General features: G+C 45.7%; 16 protein-coding genes. All 16 read left to right on the forward strand.

Features of this window, described 5'->3' with window-relative positions; translation table 11 throughout:
* Positions 1–10 precede the first annotated feature (10 nt).
* Entirely contained in the window at positions 11–919 is a 909-nt protein-coding gene (sucD, locus tag BM271_RS01960) for a succinate--CoA ligase subunit alpha (RefSeq protein ID WP_046789961.1), read from the forward strand.
* Positions 920–1,081: 162 nt separating this feature from the next.
* Entirely contained in the window at positions 1,082–1,936 is an 855-nt protein-coding gene (dprA, locus tag BM271_RS01965) for a DNA-processing protein DprA (protein WP_046789962.1), read from the forward strand.
* A 52-nt stretch (positions 1,937–1,988) separates the two neighbouring features.
* Positions 1,989–4,055 (forward strand): type I DNA topoisomerase, encoded by a 2,067-nt coding sequence (gene topA, locus BM271_RS01970; RefSeq protein WP_046789963.1) that lies wholly within the window; start codon positions 1,989–1,991, stop codon positions 4,053–4,055.
* Between the two features lie 216 nt (positions 4,056–4,271).
* On the forward strand, positions 4,272–5,147 hold the full coding sequence (gene xerC / locus BM271_RS01975) for a tyrosine recombinase XerC (RefSeq protein ID WP_046789964.1): 876 nt from the start codon (positions 4,272–4,274) through the stop codon (positions 5,145–5,147).
* An 11-nt stretch (positions 5,148–5,158) separates the two neighbouring features.
* Positions 5,159–5,698 (forward strand): ATP-dependent protease subunit HslV, encoded by a 540-nt coding sequence (hslV, locus tag BM271_RS01980; protein WP_046789965.1) that lies wholly within the window; start codon positions 5,159–5,161, stop codon positions 5,696–5,698.
* Between the two features lie 14 nt (positions 5,699–5,712).
* Positions 5,713–7,083, forward strand: a complete 1,371-nt coding sequence (hslU, locus tag BM271_RS01985; protein WP_046789966.1) for an ATP-dependent protease ATPase subunit HslU — start codon at positions 5,713–5,715, stop codon at positions 7,081–7,083.
* Between the two features lie 19 nt (positions 7,084–7,102).
* Positions 7,103–7,873 carry a GTP-sensing pleiotropic transcriptional regulator CodY gene (codY, locus tag BM271_RS01990; protein ID WP_046789967.1) on the forward strand — a complete coding sequence of 257 codons (771 nt, stop codon included), beginning with the start codon at positions 7,103–7,105 and terminating at the stop codon, positions 7,871–7,873.
* Between the two features lie 149 nt (positions 7,874–8,022).
* Entirely contained in the window at positions 8,023–8,790 is a 768-nt protein-coding gene (gene rpsB, locus BM271_RS01995; RefSeq protein WP_046789968.1) for a 30S ribosomal protein S2, read from the forward strand.
* A 111-nt stretch (positions 8,791–8,901) separates the two neighbouring features.
* A complete protein-coding gene (tsf, locus tag BM271_RS02000) occupies positions 8,902–9,780 on the forward strand; it encodes a translation elongation factor Ts (RefSeq protein ID WP_046789969.1) in 879 nt (292 codons plus the stop codon).
* A 70-nt stretch (positions 9,781–9,850) separates the two neighbouring features.
* Positions 9,851–10,573: a UMP kinase gene (gene pyrH, locus BM271_RS02005; RefSeq protein WP_046789970.1), complete on the forward strand. Its 723-nt coding sequence runs from the start codon at positions 9,851–9,853 to the stop codon at positions 10,571–10,573.
* Positions 10,574–10,588: 15 nt separating this feature from the next.
* A complete protein-coding gene (frr, locus tag BM271_RS02010) occupies positions 10,589–11,146 on the forward strand; it encodes a ribosome recycling factor (RefSeq protein ID WP_046789971.1) in 558 nt (185 codons plus the stop codon).
* 127 nt (positions 11,147–11,273) lie between these two features.
* A complete protein-coding gene (locus BM271_RS02015; protein ID WP_046789972.1) occupies positions 11,274–12,026 on the forward strand; it encodes an isoprenyl transferase in 753 nt (250 codons plus the stop codon).
* A gap of 1 nt (position 12,027) precedes the next feature.
* The gene (locus BM271_RS02020; RefSeq protein ID WP_046789973.1) at positions 12,028–12,816 is read left to right on the forward strand and encodes a phosphatidate cytidylyltransferase; all 789 of its coding nucleotides are present in this window, start codon (positions 12,028–12,030) and stop codon (positions 12,814–12,816) included.
* 11 nt (positions 12,817–12,827) lie between these two features.
* A complete protein-coding gene (gene dxr / locus BM271_RS02025; RefSeq protein ID WP_046789974.1) occupies positions 12,828–13,952 on the forward strand; it encodes a 1-deoxy-D-xylulose-5-phosphate reductoisomerase in 1,125 nt (374 codons plus the stop codon).
* Between the two features lie 4 nt (positions 13,953–13,956).
* Positions 13,957–15,240 carry an RIP metalloprotease RseP gene (gene rseP, locus BM271_RS02030; protein WP_046789975.1) on the forward strand — a complete coding sequence of 428 codons (1,284 nt, stop codon included), beginning with the start codon at positions 13,957–13,959 and terminating at the stop codon, positions 15,238–15,240.
* A gap of 12 nt (positions 15,241–15,252) precedes the next feature.
* Positions 15,253–16,941, forward strand: coding sequence for a proline--tRNA ligase (locus BM271_RS02035; RefSeq protein ID WP_046789976.1), 1,689 nt, complete (start codon positions 15,253–15,255; stop codon positions 16,939–16,941).
* Position 16,942 lies beyond the last annotated feature (1 nt).

A 16,942-nucleotide genomic window follows, 5' to 3' on the forward strand; every position in this document is an offset into this window, starting at 1 on the left:
GGAATCTACTGTGGGTGTATTTATCGATAAAGATACGAAAGTATTGGTACAAGGTATAACAGGTTCAACTGCACTATTTCATACGAAACAGATGATCGAATACGGTACGAAAATCGTTGCCGGCGTAACACCTGGCAAGGGCGGTCAGGAAGTTGAAGGTGTGCCTGTCTACAATACTGTTGAAGAAGCAAAAGAAGCAACAGGTGCAAACGTCTCTGTAATCTATGTTCCGGCACCATTCGCAGCGGATGCGATCGTCGAGGCTGCAGATGCAGAACTTGATATGGCAATCTGTATTACAGAACATATCCCTGTACTTGACATGGTTAAAGTCAAGCGCTACCTCGAAGACAAAAAGACACGTCTTGTAGGTCCTAACTGTCCGGGTGTAATTACAGCCGACGAATGTAAAATCGGCATCATGCCGGGCTATATTCACAAAAAAGGCCATGTAGGCGTTGTCAGCCGTTCCGGTACATTGACTTACGAAGCTGTACATCAGCTTACAGAAGAAGGCATCGGACAGACGACTGCTGTCGGTATCGGCGGAGACCCTGTGAATGGAACAGACTTCATCGATTCCCTCAAAGCATTCAATGAGGATCCAGAAACATATGCCGTTGTAATGATCGGTGAAATCGGCGGTACTGCAGAAGAAGAAGCTGCAGAGTGGGTCAAAGAAAATATGACCAAACCTGTAGTGGGCTTCATCGGCGGTGTAACAGCGCCTCCGGGAAAACGCATGGGCCATGCCGGTGCAATCATCTCAGGCGGCAAAGGTACTGCGGATGAGAAGATCAAGACAATGAACGCATGCGGCATCGAAACGGCAGATACGCCTTCTGAAATCGGCGAGACACTCATCTCCCGCATCAAAAAAGAAGACGGGCTGTATGAAAAATGCCTGACTGTAAAGTAAATGTCATATAAATCAAAGATGTGATATAAAAAGAGGAGAATCCTTCATGGATTTCTCCTCCTTTTTACTTTTATTGCCAGTAAATGTACCAGAACATTAATCTGAAACCAATTCTTTTTCTTCTATAATATACATATGAGAAAAGACGTCAGGAGGAAGAAAATGAATCTGCTTTCTATGAGTTATGCTGGAATCACCCCGCACGAATATGCTGCTTTAACCGGTAATACCAACAGGATTGACAGGGCGAAGCTGGCAGAAAAACTGAATTATTCCAATCAGCTGAACGAAGAATTTCTGAGAAAAAACATGGAGGAAAAGAATATTTCCGTCATTACAATCGAAGATGAAGCCTATCCCGTGAACTTAAAAGAAACGTATGATCCACCCTACATACTTTACTGCCGGGGAGAGTTGGAAATATTGAAAAATCCGCTGCTGGGTGTTGTCGGAAGCAGAAAGGCGACCAGCTATTCCAGGATGGTATTATCAGACATTTTACCTCATTTTAAAAATAAAATTTCAATTATTTCAGGGCTTGCATACGGAGCTGATGAAATGGCGCATAATATTTCGATAAGTTCGGGGATAAAAACGATCGGTGTGCTCGCCTTCGGTTTTGATTTCCACTATCCTGCAACCACAAAGAAATTAAGAAAAATAATGGAAAGGGAACATCTGGTAATCAGTGAATATCCACCGCACAGCGGTATTGATAAATGGAAATTCATAGCAAGAAACCGCATCATATCAGGACTCTCAAAAGGTGTGCTGGTAACAGAGGCGGAAGAGAAAAGTGGCAGTCTGATCACTTTGGATATGGCTTTGAATGAAAACAGAATTGCTTATTGCATCCCTGGAAACATCACTTCAAAATTGTCGAAGGGAACAAATTTAAGAGTGCAGGAAGGTGCAAAGCCGGTCCTCGGAGCGGAGGACATTTTAGAAGATTTTTCCTTTGAAATTTCATCATCCACTGAAAAATTAAAGTCTATTATAGTTGACAAACAATTTTAGTTCACTGTATTATTTGGATTTGAAAAGACAAGAAAAAAGGAGGCAGTCGATAATGGCAGATAATTTGGTTATTGTCGAATCACCGGCCAAAGCCAAAACCATCGAGAAATATTTGGGCAAACGATATAAAGTCGTTGCTTCGATGGGACATGTTCGAGATTTGCCTCGCAGTCAAACGGGGATAGATACAGAAAATAATTACGAGCCTAAATACATTACGATTCGCGGTAAAGGTCCTCTTCTTAAAGATCTGAAGAAAGAAGCCAAAAAAGCGAAGAAAATATACCTGGCCAGTGACCCGGACCGCGAAGGTGAAGCAATTGCCTGGCATTTGAGCCATGCACTTGGTGATGATAAGGACTATTACAGAGTCGTATTCAACGAAATAACAAAAGACGCAGTCAAAGAAAGTTTCAAACATCCAAGTGAAATCAATCAGCAGCTGGTGGACGCCCAGCAGGCCAGACGAATTCTGGACCGCCTTGTTGGCTACAACATTTCTCCAGTACTATGGAAGAAAGTGAAAAAAGGCCTGTCAGCCGGCCGTGTCCAATCCGTCGCACTCAGACTGGTGATTGACCGTGAAAATGAAATACGCAACTTCGAGCCGGAAGAGTACTGGACGATCACCGGACAGTTCAAATATGGACGGAGCAGTTTTGAAGGCAAGTTCAACCGGCTTGAAAAAGAGAAGGTCAAATTGAAGACCAAAGAGGACGTGGACAAAGTCCTCGCCCAGCTCGATGGAAATGATTTTAATGTAGATTCTGTCGAAAAGAAAGAGAAAAAGAGACATCCCGCACAGCCGTTTACAACTTCATCGCTGCAGCAGGAGGCGGCCCGCAAGCTGAACTTCAAAGCACGCAAGACGATGATGGTTGCACAGCAGCTTTATGAAGGGATCGACATCAAGCGCGAGGGTACAGTAGGACTGATCACATATATGAGAACAGACTCTACAAGGATTTCCCCTGTTGCTCATAAAGAAGCTGCGGACTTTATTCAAAAAGAATACGGTGATGAATATGTGGGCCGGAAAAAATCGGCGAAACAGTCGGAATCCAGCCAGGATGCCCATGAAGCTGTCCGTCCGACATCCGCCAACCGTACGCCGGCTAATATGAAGCAGTATCTCTCACGTGACCAGTACAGATTATATAAACTTGTGTGGGACCGTTTCATTGCGAGCAACATGGCTCCGGCGATACTGGATACCGTAAAAATGGAACTGTCCAACAATGGGGTAATCTTCAGAAGCAACGGACAGACGATCAAGTTCAAAGGATTCATGCAGATCTATATCGAAGGAAATGATGATGGTGAAGAAGATCTGAACAACCGTCTTCCTGAAATAGCCGAACAGGAAACGGTCCAGTCCGACAAAATCGATCCAAAACAGCATTTCACACAGCCGCCGCCGAGATTCACAGAGGCGCGACTCGTGAAAACGCTCGAAGAACTAGGAATCGGCCGTCCTTCCACATATGCACCGACTATCGATACGATACAGAAACGGAATTATGTAAAAATGGATCAGAAACGGTTCATGCCGACTGAAATCGGAGAAATCGTCAACCAGTCCATGACTGAATACTTCCCGGATATTATCGATGTGGATTTTACGCGGACGATGGAGAAAAGCCTTGATGATATCGCAGAAGGTGATGCGTCATGGGTTAAAGTCATAGATGAGTTCTATAAAGAGTTCAGTCCGCAGGTTGAGCGTGCAGACGAAGAGATGGAGAAGATTGAAATCAAAGATGAACCGGCAGGTGAGGACTGTGAGAAATGCGGTTCGCCAATGGTTTATAAAATGGGGCGCTACGGCAAATTCATGGCATGCTCCAACTTCCCTGACTGCAGGAACACAAAAGCCATCGTCAAGACGATCGGTGTGAAGTGTCCGAAATGTAAAGACGGGGAAGTGGTCGAAAGAAAGTCCAAGAAGAATCGTATATTCTACGGATGCGACCAGTATCCTGAATGTGACTTCATATCATGGGACCGTCCGATCGGCAGGGATTGTCCGAAATGCGATCATTATCTGGTGGAAGCGAAAAAAGGCAAAAGTGCCAAAGTCAAATGTACAAACTGCGACTACGAAGAAAAAGCCGAGTAATCAGCAATACCCATATGCATATATGGGTATTTTTGCTTGCTTTGAAAATGTTTTAATAATATTCATTAAATTTTGTGCATTCGGCATCCAAATGGTTTACAATATATCATTGGGAACTGAGAGATGATTTGATAAAGCGTTATTTTATGGTGAATCGCATATCATTTGTATGATTTTTTATAATTGTGATAAGATTCTGATAAAGGAGGTGGGGATATCCGCTACCTTGAACAGTTTCTGGATCAGCTGACTTTTCAGCGCAATCTTTCGATGCATACCGTCACAAACTATAAAAGGGATATCCTTGAATTTGAAAAATTTTTGGAAACGGAAGTACTTTCCATAGAAAATTTTAAATATATGGATGCCAGAAACTATCTGAATCACCTATATGAAAATAAGTTGAAGAAGTCGACGGTATCCAGGAAAATATCATCATTGAGAAGCTTTTATAATTATTTGTCTGACCGTAATATAGTGGCTGCCAATCCATTCAGCAGCCTCCCGAACCCGAAACAGGAAAAGCCTTTGCCGGGTTTTCTTTACGAAAATGAAATCAATGCGCTGTTTGATGGTCTGGACCGGAATTCAAGCATGTACAAAAGAGATTTGGCTCTGCTCGAATTGCTCTATGCCACAGGAATCCGGGCGTCTGAGCTGCTGAGCCTGAAACTCACAAACATTGATTTCAATCATTCCATCATCAAAGTTACAGGTAAAGGCGGCAAGGAAAGGGTCATACCTTTTGGGGAAAAAGCATCACGTGCACTTCAGGATTACATTGAGGCGCATCGTGATGCGATTGGTTTGTGTGAGGCGCTGTGGGTCAACCACAGGGACGGCCCGCTGACTTCAAGAGGATTAAGATATGTGCTGGATATGATGGTCAGGAAGAGTGCGAGCGACTTTCATATACACCCGCATAAGATCCGGCACAGTTTTGCGACCCATATGCTGAATAATGGTGCGGATCTCCGGGCGGTGCAGGAACTGCTCGGACACGAGTCTCTTTCTACAACACAGAGATATACCCACGTCTCCAAGGAACAGCTGAGGAAGACGTATTTAAAACATCATCCAGCAAATAAGTAAGAGGTGAGAGAATGGCTATTAAAGGAACAACGATATTCGCCATCAAACATCAGGACAGGATGGCGATGGCCGGAGACGGACAGGTTACACTGGGAAACCAGGTCGTAATGAAACATACTGCGCGTAAAGTGAGGCGGCTTTTCGACGGCAAGGTGGTCGCGGGTTTTGCCGGCAGCGTGGCAGATGCATTCACATTATTTGAGAAATTCGAAGCCAACCTGCATGCATACAACGGCAACCTGCCGCGTGCTGCCGTTGAACTTGCCAAAGAGTGGAGAGGCGATAAGATCCTGAGACAGCTCGAAGCGATGCTGATTGTGATGGACAAGGAAACCATGCTTCTTGTAAGCGGCACCGGCGAAGTCATCGAACCGGATGACGGCATACTCGCAATCGGGAGCGGCGGCAACTTTGCCCTCAGTGCCGGCAGGGCAATGAAACGTCATGGGGACAACCTCGATGCAGAAACAATTGCACGCGACAGTCTGTTGATTGCCAGTGAAATATGCGTGTTCACAAATGATAATATAATTGTAGAAACGATCTATTAAAGGAGCGTCTATAAGTGAAACAGAATCTTTCTCCCCGTGAGATAACAGCGCGTCTTGATGAAAACATCATCGGACAGAATGATGCAAAGCGCAAAGTTGCGATTGCAATGCGGAACAGATTCAGAAGGATGCAGCTGGATGATGAATTGAAAGAAGAAGTGATTCCTAAAAACATCCTGATGATTGGACCGACTGGAGTAGGGAAAACAGAAATAGCAAGGCGTATGGCGAAACTTACAGGTGCGCCTTTCAGCAAAGTCGAAGCGACCAAGTTCACTGAAGTGGGCTACGTCGGCCGCGATGTCGAGAGCATGGTGCGGGATCTTGTTGAAGCGGGAGTCCGCATCGTCAAAGAAAAACAGATGGAACTCGTGCAGGAGGACGCAGCGAACCTTGCCGAAGAACGCCTGGTCGGATTGCTTGCTCCGGGAGTTAAACGCACGAAACAGTCTAACAACCCCTTTGAAATGCTCATGAACCAGCAGGGGGATGACGAGTACGAAGAGGTCACTGATGAAGTGCGCCAGAAAAGGATGAGCCTCCGCGACAAACTGAAGGCAGGGCTTCTTGAAGATGAAAAAGTGACGATTGAAGTGGAGCAGAGCCAGAACCCTATGGGTATGATGATGCCGGGCATGGACGAAGGCGGCATGCAGGATATGCTGAAACAGTTCATGCCGAAGAAAAAGCACAAGCGCACGATGCCCGTTAAAAAAGCGCGGGAATATCTGAAACGTGAAGAAGCGGAAAAGATCATCGACATTGATACTGTGAATTCCGAAGCGATTGAGCTAGCAGAAACGATGGGAATCATTTTCATCGATGAAATGGATAAGATTGCGAAGGGCGGACAGAACTCCGGGGATGTTTCCCGTGAAGGTGTCCAGCGGGATATCCTGCCGATCGTGGAAGGCAGCACGATCCAGACCAAATACGGTCCGGTGAACACCGATCATATCCTCTTTATCGGAGCGGGTGCTTTCCATGTTGCAAAACCGAGTGATCTGATACCGGAACTGCAGGGCCGTTTTCCAATCCGTGTCGAACTCGATAAACTCAAAGCGGATGACTTTGAAAATATACTGCGGGAACCGAAAAGTTCTCTGCTGAAACAGTATGAAGCACTTCTGTCAACGGAAGGTGTCACAATCTCCTTCACGGATGAAGCGGTACGGGAACTTGCAGAAATCGCGTTCCAGGTGAATTCGGATACGGATGATATCGGGGCAAGACGCCTGCACACCATACTGGAAACGCTGCTGGAAGAACTGCTTTTTGAAGCAAGCGGTATGCAGGGCGCGCATGTCGAAATCACCCGTCAGTACGTTACATCAAGATTGGACAAAATAAAATCGGATAAAAACTTAAGTGCATTTATCTTATAAACATAAAGGAGAAAAAAGAATGAGCAGTCTATTACAAAAAACAAGAGAGATTAACAAACTGATTCAAGGGAACAAAGGTCTGAAAGTTGATTTTAAGGAAGTTTCTGAAATTGTGAGCAGTGTGCTGGTATGTAATGCATTCATCGTATCCCGCAAAGGCAAGGTGCTCGGCTTCGGTGTTAATTCCGAAATCAAGAACCAGCGTATCCGGGAAATGCTTGAAACACGGAGATTCCCGGAAGAATATGTGAATCAGGTAATGAAGATTGATGAAACACGCGAAAATATCAAATTCGAAGACCCGATGACAATATTCCCTACAGAAGATTCCTTCCAGGACTCAGAAACATGCATCGTCCCGATCAGCGGCGGCGGAGAGCGCCTGGGCACACTAATCCTCGGCCGTGTGAGCGAGCCGTTTTCTGATGATGATCTGGTCCTTGCAGAATATGCCGGCACGGTTGTAGGCATGGAAGTACTTAGGGAGAAACAGGGAGAAATCGAGAAGAAAGCACGCGACAAAGCAAGTATTGCAATGGCGATACGTTCCCTTTCCTATTCTGAAAGAGAAGCGATCGAGCATATTTTTGAAGAACTTAATGCGGATGAAGGCCTGCTCGTTGCTTCAAAAGTTGCAGACCGTGTAGGAATTACGCGTTCAGTGATCGTAAACGCGTTGCGCAAGCTTGAGAGTGCCGGCGTCATCGAATCCAGATCACTCGGCATGAAAGGCACATTCATCAAAGTTAAGAAGGAAGACTTTCTTCCGGAACTTAGAAAAGAAAGCTGATTTTATATTTGATTTAAACAATGAAATATGATATATTATTTAACGGCTGAATTACAGTCCATTACACACAGTACTGTCAATTGCTGACAGGTGCCGATCGGGTCGTCATCATAGCAGTACTGGAGGAAAAACCCAAGGAGGAAATATCAATGGCAGTTATTACTATGAAACAATTGCTTGAAGCTGGTGTACACTTCGGTCACCAGACACGCCGCTGGAATCCAAAGATGAAGAGATACATCTTCACTGAGAGAAACGGCATCTACATCATCGATCTACAGAAAACAGTTAAGAAAGTAGCGGAAGCCTACGACTTCGTGAAAAGCATTTCCGAAGAAGGCGGCAAGGTTCTGTTTGTGGGAACTAAGAAACAGGCTCAGGAAGCGATCAGAGAAGAAGCTGAAAGAGCGGGCCAACTTTTCGTAAACGAAAGATGGCTTGGTGGTATTCTTACCAACTACAAAACAATCTCCAAACGTATTAAACGTATCTCTGAAATCGAAAAGATGGAAGAGGATGGAACTTTTGAAGTACTTCCTAAAAAAGAAGTTACTGAACTCCGTAAAGAGTATGACCGTTTGAACAAATTCCTCGGCGGTATCCGTGAAATGAAAGAAATGCCTAAGGCACTCTTCATCGTGGACCCTAGGAAAGAGCGCAATGCAATCATGGAAGCTAAAAAACTTAACATTCCAATCGTTGCGATGGTTGATACTAACTGTGACCCAGATGAAATCGACTATGTTATCCCTGCAAACGACGATGCAATCCGTGCTGTAAGACTTATGACAAGCAAAATGGCGGATGCTGTACTGGAAGGTCAGCAAGGCGTTTCTGATGAGGAAATCGCACAAGAACAGAACATCGACATGGCAGAAGGCTCTGAAGAAGAGACTGCTGAAGCAGGCGAAAGATAATAAGGATTGAAACAACGGTGATAAGTATATTATTCTTATCACCTTTTTTTACAGATGGATCAGTTGATTTACCCATCTGCATATGAATACATTAGTTCAGGAGGATGAATTATGGCTATTTCAGCAAAATTGGTTAAAGAACTACGTGAAAAAACAGGTGCGGGCATGATGGACTGCAAAAAAGCACTTCAGGAAACTGACGGTGACCTCGATAAAGCTGCAGACTACCTTCGCGAAAAAGGTATCGCAAAAGCTGCTAAAAAAGCGGACCGCATTGCTGCGGAAGGCCTTGTCGGCGTTAAATCAGAAGGGAATGCGGCAGCTATCGTTGAGATTAACTCAGAAACTGACTTCGTTGCAAGAAACGAAAGTTTCCAGTCTCTGGTCAACGATATGGCGACTCATATCCTTAAGACTAAACCGGCTGACCTTGAAGCATTGAATGCTTCTGAAATGAACGGCAAAAAAGTTGAAGATGTGATGACTGAAGCGGTTTCCAAGATTGGTGAAAAACTGACTCTCAGAAGGTTTGCTGTTGCTGAAAAAACAGACAACGATGCATTCGGTGAGTATCTGCACATGGGCGGCCGCATCGGTGTCCTGACAATCGTTGAAGGTTCTACAGATGAGCAGGCTGCCAAAGATGTAGCGATGCATGCAGCTGCGCTGAACCCTAAATATGTTTCAAAAGACGATGTCTCCCAGGAAGAGCTCGATCATGAGAAAGAAGTCCTGAAGCAACAGGCGCTCAACGAAGGCAAACCTGAGAACATCGTGGACAAAATGGTCGAAGGAAGAATGCGCAAATATCTCGAAGAGATCTGCATTGTTGACCAGCCGTTTGTAAAAGATTCAGATCAGACTGTTGAACAGTTCCTGAAATCCAAAGGTGGCACACTTAAAGACTTTATCCGTTTTGAAGTTGGAGAAGGTATCGAGAAGAGAGAAGAAAACTTCGCAGACGAAGTTCTCGGTCAAGTCAATAAGTAATAAAAAAAGACACTTCGGTGTCTTTTTTTCTAAATGAATATTCAACAATAAAAGATAAGGATGAAGATATATGCCTGAAACTTCCAAATACAATCGTATCGTACTGAAATTAAGCGGAGAAGCATTAGCAGGAGATGAAGGCTTCGGCATTAATCCAGTAGTCATTAAAAATATAGCCGAACAGGTTTCAGAAGCCAAGGATCTTGGTGTTGAAATTGCAGTCATCGTCGGCGGCGGCAATATATGGCGCGGCAAGGTCGGCAGTGATCTCGGAATGGACCGCGGAACTGCAGATTATATGGGCATGCTTGCCACCGTGATGAATTCTCTTGCACTTCAGGACAGTCTTGAGCAGATCGGCTGCGAAACACGGGTGCTTACTTCAATCGAAATGAAGCAGGTGGCGGAGCCTTACATCAGAAGACGTGCAATCAGACACCTCGAAAAAGGACGCATTGTCATATTTGCAGCGGGTATCGGCAACCCTTACTTCTCCACTGATACTACGGCGGCACTCCGTGCTGCAGAAGTTGAGGCGGATGTGATCCTTATGGGTAAAAATAATGTGGACGGTGTTTATTCTGCGGATCCAAAACATGACAGCAGTGCATTCAAGTACGATACTCTGACTTATATGGAAATGCTCCAGGACAATCTCCAGGTGATGGATGCAACAGCTTCATCCTTTTGTATGGACAATGATATACCGCTTGTGGTATTTTCGATTACAGAAGATGGTAATATCAAACGTGCTGTATCAGGAGAAACTATCGGTACGTTTATCAAAAAGTAATGGGAGAGAAAGACAATGAGTGAAGCAGTATTGAAAGATGCAAAAGGGAAGATGCAGAAATCCCTTGAAAGCCTGCAGCGTGATTTGGCAGGAATCCGTACAGGACATGCGAATGCGAACATGCTTGACCGTGTAACAGTGGATTACTATGGTGCACCGACACCAATAAACCAACTGGCGGGTATAGCAGTGCCGGAAGCGCGCATGCTCACTGTGACGCCTTATGACAAAGGTTCTGTCGATGATGTGCTTAAAGCGATCCAGCAGGCTGACCTTGGTGTAAATCCGACAAGCGACGGCACGATGATCCGTATCACTGTACCTCAGCTGACAGAAGAACGCCGTAAGGAATTCGTCAAAGATGCACGCAAAGAAGGCGAAAATGCTAAAGTGGCAATCCGTAATATCCGCCGCGAAGCCAACGATGAATTCAAAAGCATGGAAAAGAATGGCGATATCAGTGAAGATGAACTGAGAGGCTATAATGATGATGTCCAGAAGCTTACCGATGAGTTTATTACAAAGATCGACTCTGCGTGTGATGATAAAGAGAAGGATATCTTGGAAGTTTAATCTATTCTTTACAGGCGGGATTTCCTGCCTGTTTTTTTATGCACCTTTCTTTGTGGTAGAATAAAGTGATTGAGGACAATTTGCTATCAATGTATACTATTAAATATAATGCTTTTGGAGGATTAACATGTTTGGTTGGAAGAAGCAGAAGCAATCAGCTGAGATAAAGGCGCTGCCGGAACATATCGCAATCATAATGGACGGTAACGGCAGATATGCCAAACAAAGAAACAGGCCGAGGGTCAATGGCCATTACGAAGGCATGCAGAATGTCAAACGCATAACCAGGCATGCATCAGATATTGGTATAAAGTATTTGACGCTTTATGCTTTTTCCACAGAGAATTGGAGCCGTCCGAAAAGTGAAGTCAGCTATCTGATGAAACTTCCCGGTGACTTCCTTGGTGCGTTTCTTCCTGAACTTATCGAGAAAAATGTTAAAGTGATAACGATAGGGAATAATGAGGCACTTCCTGAACACACGGTGAATGCTGTTTCGGAAGCGGTGGAAAAGACCCGGGACAATACTGGAATGAGACTTGTATTTGCACTGAATTATGGCGGCCGTGATGAACTGATCAGAAGCATAAAAGCAATTGCAGAGGAAGTTTCGCAAGGTACCCTGGATAAAGAGGAAATCAACCAGGATACTGTAGATGCACACCTGTATACCAAAGGAATTCCGGAGCCGGAAATGATGATCCGCACGAGCGGCGAATACCGTCTGAGCAATTTCCTGCTTTGGCAGTCATCCTACAGTGAACTGTTTTTCACAAATACATTCTGGCCGGAATTTACAACAGAAGAACTGGACGGGATGATCTCACAGTATCAGAGACGGTCAAGAAGGTTCGGAGGTCTGGACGAAGAGGAGGTATAACATGAAGACAAGAACAATCACAGCCATCATCGCCCTGCTGCTGTTCATACCACTTGTGGTAATCGGCTCGTGGCCTATGCTTATTTTAGTCTATCTTCTTGCTTATACTGCACTTTACGAAATATTGAAGATGAACCGCATTCATATATTATCGATTCCGGGCATGCTGTCCATGGTGGCCTTGTTCATTGTCATGGTGCCGCGTGAGAATTATGCACCGAATATTTCCGCTTTCCAGGGGGATATGATCATAGTCATGGCCCTGGTCATGCTCAGTTTCACCGTCGTGAGTAAGAACAGGTTCTCATTCGTGGACATGGGCTTTTGTGTACTTGCAGTGGCCTATGTCGGTATTGGATTCATGTACTTTTATGAGACGCGTGAAGCAGGATTAATCTACATACTTTATGGACTTCTCATAGTCTGGGTGACAGACACGGGCGCCTACCTGTTCGGACGGGCCATAGGGAGACGGAAACTGTGGCCGCAGATCAGTCCCAACAAGACTGTCGAAGGATTTTTGGGCGGAATACTGTGCAGCCTCCTTCTTGCTGTCCTGTTTTGGACAACCGGCTGGATACAGGGAGGATCTGTCTTCCTCTTTGTGATCCTGACAATGATTCTGAGCATGTTCGGACAGCTGGGTGACTTAGTCGAGTCTGCATTGAAGCGTCATTTTGACGTCAAGGACTCGGGCAGGCTTCTGCCGGGTCACGGTGGTGTACTTGACCGTTTCGACAGTTTCATTTTCGTGCTGCCTCTGATGAATATTCTACCGCTCATAAATTAGGAGAATGATAAATGAAGAAAATATCCATACTCGGTGCCACGGGTTCCGTCGGCTCCCAGGCACTTGAAGTAATCAGTAACAATCCGGAGTCATTTTCGCTCTGCAGCATTTCTGCAGGCAGAAACATAGAAAAACTGGAAGAGATCATAACAACGTTCAAGCCCGCCCTTGTCAGCGTAGTGGATGATGATGACAGAAAATCATTGGCATCCAAGTATGCTGACATTGAATTTTTATCCGGTAAAGAAGGACTTTTATCAGTAGCGCGTGATGAGTCCGATATGCTGCTGACTGCAATAATGGGAAGCATCGGGCTCGAGCCTACACTGGCCGCGATAGAATCAGGAAAAGACATTGCGCTTGCCAATAAGGAAACACTCGTCGCTGCCGGAGAAATAGTAATGGAGAGGGCAAAGGAAAAAGGTGTATCAATCGTTCCGGTGGATTCCGAGCATTCAGCGGTCTTCCAGTGTCTGCGCGGTGAAAAGCTGAGCGAGATGAAGCGCATCATCCTGACAGCAAGCGGCGGTTCTTTCAGGGATTTATCCAGAGAAGAACTGGCAGATGTGACACTTGAAATGGCACTCGATCATCCGAACTGGTCGATGGGCAGGAAAATTACGATTGATTCCGCCACCATGATGAATAAAGGTCTCGAGGTCATTGAGGCAAAATGGCTCTTTGATGCTGATGTGGATCAGATTTCGACAATACTCCACCGTGAAAGCACAGTCCATTCCATGGTGGAATTCACAGATAATAGCATCATGGCCCAGATGGGGACAGCAGATATGAAGACTGCCATCCAATTTGCATTCAGTCATCCGGACCGGCTGCCGATGAATAATCCGATGGATCTGGATAAATTGTCCCAGCTTAACTTCAAACCGATGGATCTGGAACGGTTCAAAATGCTGCAGTATGCATATGATGCGCTGAGAACCGGCGGTACGATGCCTGCGGTGATGAACGCCGCCAATGAATATGCAGTGGCAAAATTTTTAGACGGGGAAATTTCTTTTACAGATATAGAAAAGGTAGTAGAATTACGGATGGATGATCATAATCCGGTTAAAAATCCGGATCTCGAAACCATTCTGTATTACGACCGGCTGTATAAGTCTGACATGAGGTGATTAAATGACCGGCATTTTAGCATTTATAGTAGTTTTCGGTGTGCTGGTGACTGTGCACGAATTGGGGCACTTGATTGTGGCGAAACGTTCGGGCATCATGTGTCCTGAATTTGCTATCGGCATGGGACCGAAACTTTTTTCATATAAATTCAATGATACACAATATACTTTGAGGCTGCTGCCGATCGGCGGGTATGTCCGCATGGCTGCAGACGACATGGAAGTGAACCCTCTGAATTCAGGCATGCGCATACAGCTCAAGGTGAATGACAGGGAAGAGATTACACATATCATCCTTGACGACAAGCACAACTTCACACAGATTGAAGAAGTGGAAGTGGTCGAATCTGACATCAAGGACAAAATGACAGTAAAAGCTTTACGGCTTCATGACAATGAGGAAGTGGAGTATAAACTTGCACACGAAGCCTACTTTGTACAGAACTCGGAGCTTGAACGCATAGCCCCACGGTCTGCAAGGTTCGAATCGAAATCGGTGCTTGCAAGGTTCCTGACACTGTTTGCAGGACCTGCGATGAACTTCGTGCTGGCTTTTGCCCTGTTCACACTGCTTTTCTATATAAACGGTAAACCTACTGAGGACCCGGTTGTCGGCACAGTAGCTGAAGAGACTCCGGCCGAAGAAGCGGGACTCGCTGAAGGGGACAGGCTACTGTCAATCAACGGTACAGAAGTGGACAGCTGGGATCACATGTCTGCCATCATTCAGAATGAAGGGGAATCCGAACTGGATATCCTTGTTGAAAATGATGGCGAAGAGCGGACACTTGAGATGACGCCAATGGTCAACACGACGGAACTTCCGGATGGGGAGACCGTGGACCAGCTCATCATAGGAATTGGAGCTGAAATGGAACGCGGCACTGTTTCACCGTTATGGTGGGGTGTACAGCAGACCTATGAAATGGGCACGATGATCTTCCATCTTGTGGTGGACATGTTCATCAGCATATTCGAGGGAACATTCTCATTCGACATGCTGAACGGTCCGGTGGGTATATACAAGGTCACTGAAGAAGTGGCGGCCCAGGGCATCCTGACACTAATCAATTTTACAGCAATACTCAGTGTAAACCTCGGCATAATGAACCTGCTCCCGATACCGGCACTTGACGGCGGACGCATCCTTTTCGTCCTGTATGAAGGGATTTTCAGAAAGCCGCTCAATAAGAGGGTGGAAATCAACATTCAGCTTGTTGGTGTCCTGTTCGTATTGATGGTGATGATATTAGTAACATGGAATGACATTAAAACATTTTTCCTTTAGGAGTGAAGTCCAATGAAACAATCCAGAATGTTTATACCTACGATGAGGGAAACACCACAGGACGCAGAGAGCCTGAGTCATCGTTATATGCTGAAAGCCGGCATGATCAAGCAGATGGCAAGCGGGATCTACACTTATCTTCCGATCACAAAACTCGTGCTCAACAATATCGAGCAGATTGTGCGTGAAGAGATGAATAACATAGGCGGTGTGGAAATCCAGATGCCGGTGCTGCATCCAAGGGAGCTTTGGGAAGAGTCCGGGAGATGGCAGGCATACGGATCTGAACTGATGCGTATGAAAGACCGCCACGACAGGGATTTCGCGCTCGGACCGACACATGAGGAAATCATTACGGCACTGCTTCGGGACGAGCTGAAAAGCTATAAGAAGCTGCCGCTCACTTTATTCCAGATTCAGACTAAATTCCGTGATGAACTAAGACCGAGATTTGGGCTTCTCCGCGGCAGGGAATTCATCATGAAGGACGCTTATTCATTCCACAGTAACGAAGCGTCACTCAATGAAACATACAGGGATATGTACAATGCGTATTCCAATATCTTTTCACGGGTTGGTCTGAACTACCGTGCGGTAGAGGCTGATTCCGGTGCAATCGGCGGCAGTCATACGCACGAATTCATGGCGCTGTCTGAAATCGGCGAAGATATCATCGCGTATACGGATGAAAGCGGCTATGCTGCGAACGTCGAAAAAGCGGCATGCCCGGTGCCTGAAATGATGGCAGACGCAGAACAGAGAGCTCTTGAAAAAGTGGCGACGCCGGGGGTGGATTCATGTCTTGCTCTGGCCGATCATCTGAACATCGAGCTTATTGATACGACGAAAACGATGGTGCTCAAAGTGGACGGGGAATTTGTCATGATCCTGATCCGCGGAGATCATGAACTGAATGAGATCAAAGTCAGGGATTACTTCAGGGCGGGTGAAATTGAATTCGCTTCTGATGAAGAAATCAGGGGTGTCATGAAAGCTTCACCGGGCAGCCTTGGTCCTGTGGAAGCCTCGGTTCCTGTATATATCGATCATCAGGTGAATGTGATGAGCAATTATCCAACAGGTGCCAATATCGATGGCTACCACTTTATCAACGTCAATCACGGCAGGGATTTTGAAACTGCCGGGACCGGTGATTTCCGCTTCATAACCGAAGGAGAAAGAGCAGAAGATGACAGCGGTGCAGTGAAATTCATGAAAGGGATTGAAGTGGGACAGGTATTCCAGCTTGGAACCAAGTATTCGGAAGCCATGAACCTCAATGTCCTGGATGAAAACGGCCGCAGTGTTCCTGTGCTGATGGGCTGCTACGGTGTAGGCGTCTCCCGTACGCTGTCTGCGATCATTGAAAGTCATCATGACGATCGGGGAATCATCTGGCCGAAATCTGTAACGCCTTTTGATATCCATATCATTACGGCAAATCCAAAAGACGAGGAAGCCCGAAATGCGGCTGAATCGCTTTATGAAACGCTCGGCAGAGAGTACAAAGTGCTCTATGACGACAGAAAAGAACGCGCTGGCGTCAAATTTGCCGATTCCGACCTGATCGGCCTGCCTTACAGAGTGGTTGTGGGCCGCGGCATCAAGGAAGGCAAAGTGGAAATAAAGGCCCGTGACAGTGAAGAGACAGCCGAAGTGGATATCAGTCAGGTCACTGAATATTTAAAAGCAAACTATTAAT

The sequence above is a fragment of the Salinicoccus halodurans genome (genome assembly GCF_900114445.1).
Lineage (GTDB): Bacteria > Bacillota > Bacilli > Staphylococcales > Salinicoccaceae > Salinicoccus > Salinicoccus halodurans.